Here is a 12,287-nt window from a genome sequence, read left to right on the forward strand (position 1 = left end):
AGGGCCGAATGGCTGACCGCACGATGCTCCAATTCGACTATGAGGAAGTTCACGGGCGAACGGTGAGTGGGGTCGTGGGACGCCGAGATGGGCCTGCCGGTTGGGATTCCATTGCCCTTGTAGTCGAACATCGAGCCGTCGTGCTTCGGGTTGATCCCGACACCGATGAAGTGGTCGTCACCTTGGAAGATGCCTCCGATCTTGCGAGCGGCTGGATTGAAGTCGCGGAGATTGCCGACGCCATCGGTTCTACGCTCGGATGGTGCTGGATAGGCCGCAACTACCGTGGCTACCTCGACATGTTCACGCTGTCATTTTCAGGCATCGACCCGCAAATCTGCTTCCTTGGCGAAGCCTCCACTCTCACGATTAAGCACATCATCGCGAGCCGCTAAACGTCCATAGTTGGGCGAGACCTGCCCCTGGGCTCCTGCTTTCGCAGGAGCACGGAGGGGGCGTTTCGTTGGGGGCGATCCCCCTCAACCCAGCCCTTCCACCATCTCCGCCAGTTCCAGCCAGCGCATCTCGGCCGCGTCCTTTTCGGCGCGTAGTTTGGCGATGCCGTCGCTTAGTGCGGCGAACTTGGCGGGATCGCGGGTGTAGAGCGCGGGATCGGCCATGGCGGCTTCGTCGCGGGCGATCGTCTGGTCGATTTCCTCGATGCGCTTGGGCAGCAACTCGTAGTCGCGCTGGTCCTTGTAGCTCAGCTTGGTGCGGGCCTTGGGGGCTTCCACGACCGGCGCTGCCTTGCTGGCTTTTTTGCCTTCGTTGCGCGGGCGGCGCTTGGCTTCCCAGTCGGCATAGCCGCCGACGACGACATCGACCATGCCGCTGCCGTCCAGCCCCAATGTCACCGTGACGGTGCGATCGAGAAAGTCGCGATCGTGGCTGACGATCAGCACAGTGCCGGCATAGTCGGCGATCACTTCCTGGAGCAGATCGAGTGTTTCCAGATCGAGGTCGTTGGTCGGCTCGTCGAGGACCAAGAGGTTGGAAGGGCGAGCAAATTCCCGCGCGAGCAGCAGGCGGGAGCGCTCGCCGCCCGAAAGTGTGCCGATCTTCGCCTCGGCGATGCTGGGGTCGAACAGGAATTCCTTGAGATAGCCATGGACGTGCTTGCGCGCGCCCTGCACGTCGATCCAGTCGCCGCCGTCTGCCAGCACGTCGCGCACCCGCTTGTCCGGCGCCATCAGGCTGCGCTGCTGGTCGATGATGATCGCATCCAGCGTCTGCGAGAGCTTCACGCTGCCCTCGTCGGGCTGGAGCTCGCCGGTCAGCATCTTGAGCAGCGTGGACTTGCCCGCGCCGTTCGATCCGACGATGCCGATCCGGTCGCCCTTGGTGACGCGGAAGGTCAGGTCCTTGATGATCGTGCGCTCGCCGAAGCGCTTGGTGACGTGCTTGGCGTCGATCACCACCTTGGTCTGGTTGCCGTCCGAGGCGGTGGCGAGCGCAGCGGTGCCCTGCGGGCCCACCATGCCGGCGCGCTCGGCCCGCATTTCCTTCAGCTTGGCGAGGCGGCCCTGGTTGCGGCGACGGCGGCCGGTAACGCCGCGCTGGAGCCAATGCTCCTCGATCTTGAGCTTGGCATCGAGCCGCTGGGCGTTGCGCTCCTCCTCGGCATAGACCTGCTCGGTCCATGCCTCGAACCCGCCAAAGCCGATCTCGGCGCGGCGGATGGAACCGCGATCGAGCCACAGCGTCTGGCGGGTCAGGCGGGTGAGGAAGGTACGATCGTGGCTGATGACGACGAAGGCGCCCTTGTAGCGCGTCAGCCAGTCTTCCAGCCATTCGATCGCGCCGAGATCGAGATGGTTGGTCGGCTCGTCGAGCAGCAGTACGTCGGGATCCTGCGCCAGCGCGCGGGCGATGGCAGCGCGGCGGCGCTCGCCGCCCGACGCGGTCGCCGCCTCGCGCGACAGGTCGATGCCGAGCTGGTCGGCGATCGCCTCGGCCTCGTGCCGGGCGGGGGCATCGTCGCCGGAGAGGACATAGTCCATGAGGGTGGTGCAGCCGAGCATGCGCGGCTCCTGCTCCAGCAGGATCACGCGGGTGCCGGGCACGATGGTGCGGCGGCCCTCGTCGCTGTCGATCGCGCCGGCGATCAGCTTGAGCAGCGTCGTCTTGCCCGCGCCGTTGCGGCCGATGAGCGCGAGACGATCGCGCTCGCCGACATGGATGTCGAGATTGCGGAAGAGCCAGCCGGATCCCTGAACGAGACCCAGCCCTTCATAGGAGAGCACCGGAGCAGCCATGCGCCAGCACCTAGGGGCCAGAACCCGCTCCGGCAAGCGCCGGGCGATGCGCAAAAGCCACAATTCCCGAACCATGGATGAGCGGCATGTTCAGGGGCTATTCAATGCCCGGACCCTATGCCATGCCGATGGCGATGTTGGTCAAACCTGTTCTGATCGCGTGTCTTGCGAGCCTCGCGCTCACGAGCCCGGTCGTGGCGCGCCCGCTCGACGCCTCGCAGGATGACGGCCAGCGTGCGGCACGCGAACGGCGGCTTCGTGGCCAGAATCTGCCCGCGCGGGAGATCGAGCGGCGGGTAATCCCCCGCATGCCCGGCGCGCAATATCTGGGATTCGACTATGATCCCGGCACCGACATTTACACGCTGAAGTTCCTGCGCAATGGGTCGGTGATCTGGGTGGAGGTGGATGGCCATAGCGGCCAGATCCTGCGCCGCATGGGCAGCTGAGCAGATCAAGGGAAGGACGGAACGGTACATGCGACTTCTGATCGTCGAGGACGAACCCAATCTCGGGATCCAGCTGCGCACCGCGCTGGAAGGTGCGGGCTATGCCGTCGATCTCGCGACCGATGGCGAGGAAGGGCACTTCCTCGGCTCGACCGAACAGTATGACGCAATCATCCTCGATCTGGGCCTGCCCGAGATCGACGGGCTGACCGTGCTCGATCGCTGGCGCAAGGAAGGGCGCACCATGCCGGTGCTGGTGCTGACTGCGCGCGACAGCTGGTCGGACAAGGTGGCGGGGCTCGACGCGGGCGCCGATGACTATGTCGCCAAGCCGTTTCAGACCGAGGAACTGATTGCCCGCCTGCGCGCGTTGATCCGCCGCGCCTCGGGTAATGCCTCGGCCGAACTGACCGCGGGCGATATCCGCCTCGATACCCGCTCCGGCAAGGTCACCAAGGCCGGCGAGCCGGTGAAGCTGACCGCGCAGGAGTACAAGCTGCTCAGCTACTTGCTCCATCACAAGGGCAAGGTGGTGAGCCGCACCGAGCTGATCGAGCATATCTACGACCAGGATTTCGATCGTGATTCGAACACGATCGAAGTGTTCGTGACGCGCATCCGCAAGAAGCTGGGCGCGGATGTGATCACGACGATCCGTGGCCTGGGCTACAGCCTCGACGAATCCGGTTTCGCCTGAGGAAAGGCGCGTGGACGCGCAGCCCATCTCAACGCCGGAGGAGGCGCGCGATGCCGCGTCGGGCCTGGCCGAGGCGGAGTTGCGCGACCGGCGGCCGGTGCGCGTCACCGGATCGGTCAGCCGGCGGATGCTGCTGGTCGCGACCGCGTGGATCCTGCTGCTGCTGGTCGGCGGCGGCCTTGCGCTGGACCGCGTGCTGACGGGAGCGATCACCCGCAACTTCGACGACCAGCTCGATTATCTCGTCTCGTCGCTGATCGTCTCGGCCGAGCTTGGCTCACGCGGGGAGGTGGTGCTGAACCGCCAGCTTGCCGACCAGCGCTTCCTCGAGCCCAATTCGGGCGCCTATTGGCAGATCAGCGGCGATGGCTACGAAGCGTTCCCGTCGATGTCGCTATGGGATCGCCGCCTGAAGGCCGACAAGGTCTATAACGATCGCAACATTCACTTCTACGATAGCGACGAGTTCGTCGACAAGCGCCCGGGCGCCAACCGCGACGACCCGGGCAACCAGCGGCTGCGCATCGCTGAGCGCGACCTGACGCTGCCGGGATCGCCGGTGCTCTGGCGATTCCAGGTGGCGGAGACGCGCGAGACGCTGGACGCGCAGATCGCCACCGTGCGCCGCACGCTGGTGCGCAGCTTCGCGCTGCTCGGACTGGGGCTGGTCGCGATGGCGGCGCTGCAGACCTGGTATGGCCTGCGGCCGCTACGCAAGGTGCGGCGCGAAATCGCCCGCCTGCGCGCGGGCCATACCAAGCGAGTGGCGGGGCCGCTGCCGGCGGAAGTTGGGCCGATGGTGGACGAGCTCAACGCGCTGGTCGAGCATAACGACCGCCAGGCGGAGGAGGCGCGGCGCCATGCCGGCAACCTTGCGCATGCGCTGAAGACGCCGCTGAGCGTGATCATGAACGCGGCGGCGGCGGGGCAGGCGGATCTGCCCGATACGGTGATCCGTGAGGCGCGAACGATGCGGCGACAGATCGATCACCACCTTGCGCGGGCGCGAGCAGTGGGCCGCCGGGGCAGTGCCCACAGCCGGGCGGAGGTGTGGCCCTCGATCGAAGCGGTGGAGCGGGCGGTGGCGCGGCTCTATCCGAATGTCCGCATCGATGTGGACGGGGTGAAGGATGCCGTTGCCCATATCGAACGGCAGGATCTCGACGAAATTCTGGGCAACCTCGTTGAGAACGCGGCCAAATATGGCGGCGGCAGCGTGTTCGTCACGGCGCGGCTGGAGGCCGGCTATGTCGAGATCCTCGTCGAGGACGACGGCATGGGCATTCCCGAAGCCGATCGCATCCGCATCTTCGATCGTGGGGTGCGGCTGGACACCGGCAAGCCGGGCACCGGCCTGGGCTTGGCGATCGTGCGCGACGTGGCCGAAATCTATGGCGGCACCGCCAGCCTGGAAGAGAGCGAGGATCTGGGCGGCCTGCTCGTCCGCCTGCGCCTCCCGGCGGCGGGCTGAAATTTCGATACCGCAATAAAGTGAAATCATTGTGAGACGCACGCTGGGCATTCGAGCGAGCGTGGTTGCGCGTCGTCCTTGGTGTAGAAGATTCGCCAGACAGCGCTAAGCAGAAAGTTAACCTAAATGGTGTAAACTACCGTGGGGGATTAACCCCATAGGAGGATACACATGAGCAGCATCTCTGCACTTTCAACCAGCGCCATGATGTCGCAATCACCACGCGACCGGATCAACGCGCGAATCTCCGCCGCAGTTTCCTCAGGCGACATCAGCGCTGCCGATCAAAGCGCCTTTTCGACGGCGCTCGATTCGATCGATTCGACGCTTTCAGCCGAGCGCAGCCGCGGTGCCAAGCCATCGGGCGACATGAAGGCGAAGATGGAGTCGCTGATCCAAGCCCAGGTCGACAACGGTACACTTACCGAGGAGCAGGCAACGGAACTCAAGGGCATGTTCGCCAAGGGCGCAGGCGGTCCCAAGGGTCCGGATGGCCTCCCGCCGCCTCAGGAAGCCGGTGCCGCATCGGAGGACGAGAGCGACAGCATCACCACGACCAGTGTCACCAGCGACGCCGCATCGGCCGCCCTCGACACGGTTTCGCTGTTCCTGCAGCAGTTGCGCGAAGCGAACGAGGATACGACCAGCTATGCGGCCTCCGGCGACACCAGCAAGAGCTGCAGCACCAAATCTACCGGCCTTGTTGTCGATACGCGTGCGTAAAGCCGGTCGGGCAGCGCTGCTGAGGGCGAGCGCCGCCCAAAGGCTCAGGCTGGCTCCACCGCCCGCATCGCTTCCGCCGCGATCTCCAGGCTACGCTTGCGCGCCTGGGGATCGTACATGGCGCTGGTGAGCATCAGTTCGTCTGCTCGGGTGCGCTCCAGGAACGCTTCGATCTCGCGCCGAACCTTGGCCGGGCCGCCGATCGCGGAAGCGGACAGCACCTGATCGAGCATGGCATTGCCCTGAACGCCCAGATTTTCACGATAGCCCTGCACGGGCGGCGGCAGCTGGATGCCGCGCCCGGCGCGAATCGCCACAAACGCCTGTTGCTGGGACGTGGCGAGATATTCACCCTCTTCATCGCTATCGGCGGCGAAGACGTTGAAGCCGAGCATGACGTGCGGCTTGTCGAGCACGGCCGACGGGCGGAAGTTGCGGCGGTAGACGGCGATCGCCTCCTCCATAAGCCCCGGCGCGAAATGCGAGGCGAAGGCATAGGGCAGACCAAGCGCAGCGGCGAGCTGTGCGCCGAAAGTGCTGGAGCCGAGGATCCACAGTCGCACGTCCGCGCCGGCGCCGGGCGTGGCGCGGATGCCGGTCCGGCCGTCATCGGCGAAATAGCTTTGCAGCTCCATTACGTCGCGGGGGAATTCGTTGCCGTCGCTGTCGAGGTTGCGGCGGATCGCGGCGGCGACCCGCTGGTCCGATCCTGGCGCGCGACCCAGACCCAGATCGATCCGGCCGGGGAACAGCGCGTCAAGCGTGCCGAACGCCTCCGCCACCTGCAGCGGCGAGTGGTTGGGTAGCATGATGCCCCCCGCACCGATCCGGATGGTGCTGGTCGCCTGGCCGACATGCGCGATCACCACCGCGGTGGCGGCGCTGGCGATGCCTTCCATGCCGTGATGCTCCGCCACCCAATAGCGCTGGAAGCCGAGCCGTTCGGCATGGGCGGCTAGATCGGCGGCATTGGCCAACGCTTGGGCGACCGTGCCGCCCTGGACCACGGGCACGAGATCGAGAAGGGAATAGGCTGTCATAGAAGGAAGATGGGGGGCATTTCTGGCCATGCCAGGGGGTTCGGGTTGGTGGGGTGCAAGCAGAAGTTTAGAGCTGTGTCGGCGCCGCTCAGCCTTCGCGATGCACCGCGAAAGGACCGTTGGCCTGGTTGACCGGCATCAGCTCCAGCGTGTTGACCGCAAAATGCGGCGGCAGCGTCGCCACCCACAGCATCGTCTCCGCGATGTCCTCGGCAGTCATCGGGTTGACGCCGGCATAGACCTTGTCCGACGCCTCCTGGCTGCCGGTGCGGACCAGGGTGAACTCGGTTTCGACCATGCCCGGTTCGATCGAGGTGACGCGCACCCCGGTGCCGATCAGGTCGGCGCGCAGGTTGAGCGTGAACTGGCGGACGAACGCCTTGGTCGCGCCGTACACATTGCCGCCCGGATAGGGATAGGTCGCCGCCACCGAGGACAGGTTGATGATGCCGCCCTTGCGCGCAACCAGGCCCGGTAGCAGCTTGTGGGTGATCGAGACCAGCGCCGTCACATTGGTGTCGATCATCGTCCGCCAGTTATCGAGCGACGCCTGCTGCGCCGGCTCCAGGCCGAGTGCTAGGCCCGCATTGTTGATCAGCAGGTCGATCTCGGCAAAGGGTGCGGGCAGGCTGTCCAGCGCGGCGTCGCGCGCGGCTTCGTCGCGGATGTCGAAGGCAAGGATGTGGACGCGCTCGCCCGCGAGCTTCTCCAGCCGATCGGCGCGGCGGCCGGTCGCCACGACATGCCAGCCGGCATCGGCAAAGGCGCGGACCGAAGCTTCGCCGATCCCGGCGGTGGCGCCGGTGATGAGTACGGTAGGCATGGCAACTCCTGAGCGTAACGGGTGTCCCCTCCTATACGCACGCCAACGCGGTTTGGATCAGCTTTTTGCGAGCGGGGCAGCAAGCGGGGCGAAATTGCCGGCAGCGGAACCGCGCCCATGCCCGTGCGGTTTCGATCCCTAAGCGATGGAGTATTTGGCATGGCCGCACAGCAGCTGGAAATCGACGACGCCACCCTTTTCGACAATCTCGACGATCGCCAGCTCGAGTTCGACGGCCAAGTCGACGGCGAGGCGTATCAGTTCGCGGTGCAGTACAGCGTGATCGAGGCGCTGGGCGGCAGCCAGCCCGACGGCGATGCCGAAGAGAGCTTCCGCCGCTACCGCGACCCGATCGCGCAGGCCGCCCTCGCCGCGCTTGCCAACGGCCCCGACCGGCCAATCATCGTGATAAGCGAGAACAACCTCGACCGCGAGGATCAGGCATGACCGAAGCACGCTGGGGCGACGACGCCAAGAACCCGCCGATCGACTGGACGATGAGCGCGGCGCTGGAGAATGTCGTGCGCGGCGGCGGGGACATCGCCGAGGTCACCAATCTGGGCGAGGCGGTGCGCGCGTGGCGCGAGCTGGATCCGGACCACCGGGCGCATGCTGTGCTGATCCTCGACCATCCGGTGCATATCGATGGCGCGGCACTGAATCGCTTCGAAGGCGAAGGCATCGCGGCGCTCGCGGAGCGCATTGTCGACTGAGCCTCCCGCCAAGCGGGGCAGTTGAAGATTGCAACTGCCCCACTTGGCGGTGCGGAAGCTCCCGCGGCCGGACGAGCGATCAGACGTCGAGATTGGCGACGCTCAGCGCATTCTCCTGGATGAAGTCGCGGCGCGGTTCGACGACGTCGCCCATCAGCTGGGTGAAGATCGCGTCGGCCACGTCGGCCTGGTCGATCGCCACCTGCAGCATCGAGCGGTTCTGCGGATCGAGCGTGGTCTCCCACAGCTGCTCCGCATTCATCTCGCCCAGACCCTTGTAGCGCTGGATCGCCAGACCCTTGCGCCCGAAGGCGAGGATCGCGTCGAGCAGCTGCGACGGGCGCGACACCAGGCTCTCGCCCTTGCCGACCGCGACCGGCGCCTCTTCCTCCGGCACCGGCGCGTCGATATCGGTCGCGAGGCCCTTGTTCGAGACGAGCTTGGACGGCGTCAGATACGCCGCTGCCTGCTCGCTTGCCAGCGTGTGGAGCTTGCGCGCCTCGGCGGATACGAGGAAGTTCGCCTCGACGATGTGGTGATCGGTCACGCCGCGCCACAGCCGCTCAAAATGATAGCCGCCATCCTCGGTGATGCGCGCGCTCCACCGGGCCTCGGTGTCGGCGGCGTTGAGCCGGTCGACGACGGTCTTCAGTTCCTCGGCATGCTGCTCGCGGCTCACCGACGGATCGAGTGCGCCGCCCAACGCTAGCGATTCGATGATCATCGGATCGTAGCGGCGCGGCACGTAGCGCATCAGCGTGCGCATGCGGCGGGCATGCTCGACCAGCGTGCGCAGGTCCTCGCCCGAGCGCTGGCTGCCATTGGTGTCGAGCACCGTGCCGCCCACGCCCGCATCGACCAGATACTGGTCGAGAGCCGCATCATCTTTGAGGTACACCTCAGAGCGGCCCTTGGTCGCCTTATAGAGCGGCGGCTGAGCGATATAGAGGTGCCCGCCCGTGATGATCTCGGGCATCTGGCGGTAGAAGAAGGTCAGCAGCAGCGTGCGGATGTGCGCGCCGTCCACGTCGGCGTCGGTCATGATGACGATCTTGTGGTAGCGGAGCTTCTCGATGTTGAAATCGTCGCGGATGCCGGTGCCGAGCGCGGTGATGATCGTGCCGATTTCGCGGCTGGCGAGCATCCGGTCAAAGCGCGCACGCTCGACGTTGAGGATCTTGCCGCGCAGGGGAAGGATCGCCTGGAAGTGGCGATCGCGGCCCTGCTTGGCCGATCCGCCGGCCGAGTCACCCTCGACGAAGAAGAGTTCGGACTTGGCCGGATCGCGCTCCTGGCAGTCGGCGAGCTTGCCGGGCAGGCTGGCGATGTCCATCACGCCCTTGCGGCGGGTGAGCTCGCGGGCGCGCTTGGCGGCCTCGCGCGCGGCGGCCGCGTCGATCACCTTCTGGATGATCTGCTTCGCGACGGCGGGGTTCTCTTCCAGCCATTCGGCCAGCTTGTCCGCCATCAGGCTTTCAAGCGGCTGGCGGACTTCGGAGGAGACCAGCTTGTCCTTGGTCTGGCTGCTGAACTTGGGGTCCGGCAGCTTGACCGAGACGATCGCCGTTAGCCCCTCGCGCATGTCGTCGCCGGTGAGGCTGACCTTCTCCTTCTTCAGCATCCCCGACTTGTCGGCATAGCTGTTGAGCGTGCGGGTCAGCGCCGCGCGAAAGGCCGCGAGGTGGGTGCCGCCATCGCGCTGCGGGATGTTGTTGGTGAAGCAGAGGACGTTTTCGTAATAGCTGTCGTTCCACTCCAGCGCGACGTCGATCGTCACGTCGTCGCGGGTGCCGCTGATCGCCACCGGATCGGGCATCAGCGCGACCTTGTTGCGATCGAGATACTTCACGAACGCGGCGATGCCGCCCTCGTAGAACAGCTCGATTTCCTTCACTTCCTCGTGCCGCGCGTCGCGCAGGAACAGGCGGACGCCCGAATTGAGGAAGGCGAGCTCGCGGTAGCGATGCTCGAGCTTCTCGAAATCGTACTCGGTGATCTTGAACGTTTCCGGGCTGGCGAGAAAGGTGACGCGGGTGCCCTTCTTGCCGTTGGCCGGGCCGATCACCTTCAAGGGCGCTTCGGCGTCGCCGTGGCGGAAGCGCATGTAATGCTCCTCGCCGTCGCGCCAGATGTTGAGATCAAGCCACTCGCTGAGCGCGTTGACCACCGACACGCCCACGCCGTGCAGACCGCCCGAGACCTTGTAGGCGTTCGAGTCCGAGGTGTTCTCGAACTTTCCGCCCGCATGGAGCTGGGTCATGATCACTTCGGCGGCGGACACGCCCTCTTCGGAGTGGATGCCGGTCGGAATGCCGCGGCCGTTATCCTCGACCGAGACCGACCCGTCCGGATTGAGCGTGATCTGGATCAGGTCGCAGTGGCCGGCCAGCGCCTCGTCGATCGCATTGTCGGAAACCTCGAACACCATGTGGTGGAGGCCCGAGCCATCGTCGGTGTCGCCGATATACATGCCGGGGCGCTTGCGGACCGCGTCGAGGCCCTTGAGAACCTTGATGGAATCTGCGCCGTACTCGTTCGCGTTGGGATCGTTCGTCTTCGGAGTGTCTGCCATGCCGAGGATATAGGGATTCAGACGCCGGAACGAAAGCAAAATGGGCGGTGAGCGCGGCTTCCCTTCGGCGGCGCGCCATGCTCAACTGCGGGTCAGGGCAACAATCGAACATGGGGGTTCCGGCATGACGTTCCTTCGTGCGGCCGCAGCAGCGACAACGCTGTTCGCCGCTCTTCCCGCCGACGCGCAGCAGGCTACGGCATTGCGGCCGGATCAGGCCAGGTTCTTGGAACTCTACAAGGAACTGGTCGAGACCAACACGGTGGTGAACGAGGGCAGCTGCACTAAGGCGGCCGAGCAGATCGCCGCGCGGATGAAAGCGGCCGGCTTCAAGGACGAGCAGCTCACGCTGTTCTCCACGCCCGAGCACCCGAAGGATGGCGGGCTGGTCGCAGTCTATCCGGGCACGTCGAAAAAGGCGAAGCCGATCCTGCTGCTCGCGCATATCGATGTGGTCGCCGCCAAGCGCGAGGACTGGACCCGTGATCCGTTCAAGCTGGTCGAGGAAAGCGGCTATTATTATGCCCGCGGCGCCGTCGACGACAAGGCGATGGCAGCCAGCTGGGCCGACACGCTGATCCGATTCCAGCAAGCCGGGTACAAGCCCAAGCGGACGGTCAAGCTGGCGCTCACCTGCGGTGAGGAAACCACCTGGGCGTTCAACGGCGCCGAATGGCTGGCGAAGAACAAGCGCGATCTGATCGATGCCGAATTCGCACTCAACGAAGGCGGCGGCGGCAAATCCGACGGCAAGGGCAAGGTGCTCGTCCAGCAAATGCAGGTCGGCGAAAAGGCAGTGCAGAACTATCGGCTGGAGACGACCAATCCCGGCGGCCACAGCTCGATCCCGGTGCCGGACAATGCGATCTACCAGTTGGCGGACGCACTGGTGCGGATCCGTGCCTATGACTTTCCGCTAGAGTTGTCCGACACCACCCGGGCCTATTTCGCAAAGGCAGGCGCTGCGCGCAGCGACGCGATGGGCAAGGCAATGGCGGCGATCGCCGCAAACCCGGCGGACAAGGCGGCGGAATCGCTGCTCAACACCGATCGCATCTTCCATTCGATGCTGCGCACCACCTGCGTCGCCACGCTGCTGGAAGGTGGCCATGCCAACAACGCGCTGCCGCAGCGCGCGGCGGCCAACATCAACTGCCGCATCTTCCCCGGCCACAGCAGCGAGGAGACGCTGAAAGCGCTGACGACGGCGATCGGCGATGCGAAGGTGTCGATCACCATGGTGCCGCCGGTGCGGCCGATCGCCAAGCCGCCCGCGCTCGATCCCAAGGTGGTCGGGCCGGCGGAGAAGCTGGTCGCGAAGTACTTCCCCGGCGTACCGCTGGTACCGACCATGTCGACAGGCGCGACCGACGCCATCTTTCTCGCCGCTGTCGGCATTCCGACCTATGGCGTGCCCGGCGGCTGGGGCGATCCAGACGGCAACGGGGTGCACGGCCTCAACGAGCGGGTGGAGATCCGCTCGCTCTATACCGGCCGCGATTACCTGTACGATCTGGTGAAGGCGTATGCGGAGCAGGAATAGG

12 protein-coding genes are annotated in these 12,287 nt (G+C 65.6%); 8 read left to right on the forward strand and 4 right to left on the reverse strand.

The genetic code is table 11. The features are described 5' to 3' along the window. Positions 1–8 precede the first annotated feature (8 nt). Positions 9–395, forward strand: a complete 387-nt coding sequence (locus ACNFJ7_RS13605; RefSeq protein WP_152997969.1) for a DUF6334 family protein — start codon at positions 9–11, stop codon at positions 393–395. Between the two features lie 84 nt (positions 396–479). Here ACNFJ7_RS13605 and ACNFJ7_RS13610 read toward each other — a convergent pair whose 3' ends face one another. Then, a complete protein-coding gene (locus tag ACNFJ7_RS13610; RefSeq protein ID WP_019367662.1) occupies positions 480–2,255 on the reverse strand; it encodes an ABC-F family ATP-binding cassette domain-containing protein in 1,776 nt (591 codons plus the stop codon). Positions 2,256–2,359: 104 nt separating this feature from the next. Here ACNFJ7_RS13610 and ACNFJ7_RS13615 point away from each other — a divergent pair, with 104 nt between their 5' ends. From ACNFJ7_RS13615 to ACNFJ7_RS13630, 4 genes are all read left to right on the forward strand, one after another. Beyond that, positions 2,360–2,704 carry a hypothetical protein gene (locus ACNFJ7_RS13615; protein WP_026008797.1) on the forward strand — a complete coding sequence of 115 codons (345 nt, stop codon included), beginning with the start codon at positions 2,360–2,362 and terminating at the stop codon, positions 2,702–2,704. Between the two features lie 28 nt (positions 2,705–2,732). Further along, complete coding sequence (locus ACNFJ7_RS13620) at positions 2,733–3,401, forward strand: response regulator transcription factor (RefSeq protein ID WP_019367660.1); 669 nt, start codon at positions 2,733–2,735, stop codon at positions 3,399–3,401. A gap of 127 nt (positions 3,402–3,528) precedes the next feature. Beyond that, entirely contained in the window at positions 3,529–4,872 is a 1,344-nt protein-coding gene (locus ACNFJ7_RS13625) for a sensor histidine kinase (RefSeq protein ID WP_173644888.1), read from the forward strand. A gap of 171 nt (positions 4,873–5,043) precedes the next feature. Further along, a complete protein-coding gene (locus tag ACNFJ7_RS13630; RefSeq protein WP_026008795.1) occupies positions 5,044–5,595 on the forward strand; it encodes a hypothetical protein in 552 nt (183 codons plus the stop codon). Positions 5,596–5,639: 44 nt separating this feature from the next. On the opposite strand, the gene ACNFJ7_RS13635 is transcribed toward ACNFJ7_RS13630, so the two are convergent. Further along, on the reverse strand, positions 5,640–6,635 hold the full coding sequence (locus ACNFJ7_RS13635) for an LLM class flavin-dependent oxidoreductase (RefSeq protein ID WP_019367657.1): 996 nt from the start codon (positions 6,633–6,635) through the stop codon (positions 5,640–5,642). Positions 6,636–6,723: 88 nt separating this feature from the next. Continuing rightward, complete coding sequence (locus tag ACNFJ7_RS13640; RefSeq protein ID WP_019367656.1) at positions 6,724–7,458, reverse strand: SDR family NAD(P)-dependent oxidoreductase; 735 nt, start codon at positions 7,456–7,458, stop codon at positions 6,724–6,726. Positions 7,459–7,617: 159 nt separating this feature from the next. On the opposite strand from ACNFJ7_RS13640, the gene ACNFJ7_RS13645 reads away from it, so the two are divergent. Both ACNFJ7_RS13645 and ACNFJ7_RS13650 read left to right on the forward strand, forming a co-directional pair. Further along, positions 7,618–7,905, forward strand: a complete 288-nt coding sequence (locus ACNFJ7_RS13645) for a DUF1488 family protein (RefSeq protein ID WP_019367655.1) — start codon at positions 7,618–7,620, stop codon at positions 7,903–7,905. Further along, positions 7,902–8,171 (forward strand): hypothetical protein, encoded by a 270-nt coding sequence (locus tag ACNFJ7_RS13650; protein ID WP_019367654.1) that lies wholly within the window; start codon positions 7,902–7,904, stop codon positions 8,169–8,171. Before ACNFJ7_RS13645 ends, ACNFJ7_RS13650 begins: the two co-directional genes overlap by 4 nt. Before the next feature lie 79 nt (positions 8,172–8,250). Here the strand turns inward: ACNFJ7_RS13650 and gyrB are convergent, their stop codons facing one another. Further along, the gene (gyrB, locus tag ACNFJ7_RS13655) at positions 8,251–10,743 is read right to left on the reverse strand and encodes a DNA topoisomerase (ATP-hydrolyzing) subunit B (RefSeq protein WP_019367653.1); all 2,493 of its coding nucleotides are present in this window, start codon (positions 10,741–10,743) and stop codon (positions 8,251–8,253) included. Positions 10,744–10,867: 124 nt separating this feature from the next. Here gyrB and ACNFJ7_RS13660 point away from each other — a divergent pair, with 124 nt between their 5' ends. Beyond that, positions 10,868–12,286 (forward strand): M20/M25/M40 family metallo-hydrolase, encoded by a 1,419-nt coding sequence (locus tag ACNFJ7_RS13660; protein ID WP_019367652.1) that lies wholly within the window; start codon positions 10,868–10,870, stop codon positions 12,284–12,286. Position 12,287: the final 1 nt, after the last annotated feature.

Source organism: Sphingomonas sp. HT-1, from assembly GCF_048568905.1.
Classification (GTDB): domain Bacteria; phylum Pseudomonadota; class Alphaproteobacteria; order Sphingomonadales; family Sphingomonadaceae; genus Sphingomonas.

Bases quoted from the DNA above. Each gene is read 5' to 3' on its own strand.
- ACNFJ7_RS13645 (WP_019367655.1), top strand. From the start codon at position 7,618: ATGGCCGCACAGCAGCTGGAAATCGACGACGCCACCCTTTTCGACAAT.
- ACNFJ7_RS13630 (WP_026008795.1), top strand. From the start codon at position 5,044: ATGAGCAGCATCTCTGCACTTTCAACCAGCGCCATGATGTCGCAATCA.
- ACNFJ7_RS13650 (WP_019367654.1), top strand. From the start codon at position 7,902: ATGACCGAAGCACGCTGGGGCGACGACGCCAAGAACCCGCCGATCGAC.
- ACNFJ7_RS13660 (WP_019367652.1), top strand. From the start codon at position 10,868: ATGACGTTCCTTCGTGCGGCCGCAGCAGCGACAACGCTGTTCGCCGCT.
- ACNFJ7_RS13625 (WP_173644888.1), top strand. From the start codon at position 3,529: ATGCTGCTGGTCGCGACCGCGTGGATCCTGCTGCTGCTGGTCGGCGGC.
- ACNFJ7_RS13635 (WP_019367657.1), bottom strand. From the start codon at position 6,635: ATGACAGCCTATTCCCTTCTCGATCTCGTGCCCGTGGTCCAGGGCGGC.
- ACNFJ7_RS13610 (WP_019367662.1), bottom strand. From the start codon at position 2,255: ATGGCTGCTCCGGTGCTCTCCTATGAAGGGCTGGGTCTCGTTCAGGGA.
- ACNFJ7_RS13640 (WP_019367656.1), bottom strand. From the start codon at position 7,458: ATGCCTACCGTACTCATCACCGGCGCCACCGCCGGGATCGGCGAAGCT.
- gyrB (WP_019367653.1), bottom strand. From the start codon at position 10,743: ATGGCAGACACTCCGAAGACGAACGATCCCAACGCGAACGAGTACGGC.
- ACNFJ7_RS13605 (WP_152997969.1), top strand. From the start codon at position 9: ATGGCTGACCGCACGATGCTCCAATTCGACTATGAGGAAGTTCACGGG.
- ACNFJ7_RS13615 (WP_026008797.1), top strand. From the start codon at position 2,360: ATGCCCGGACCCTATGCCATGCCGATGGCGATGTTGGTCAAACCTGTT.
- ACNFJ7_RS13620 (WP_019367660.1), top strand. From the start codon at position 2,733: ATGCGACTTCTGATCGTCGAGGACGAACCCAATCTCGGGATCCAGCTG.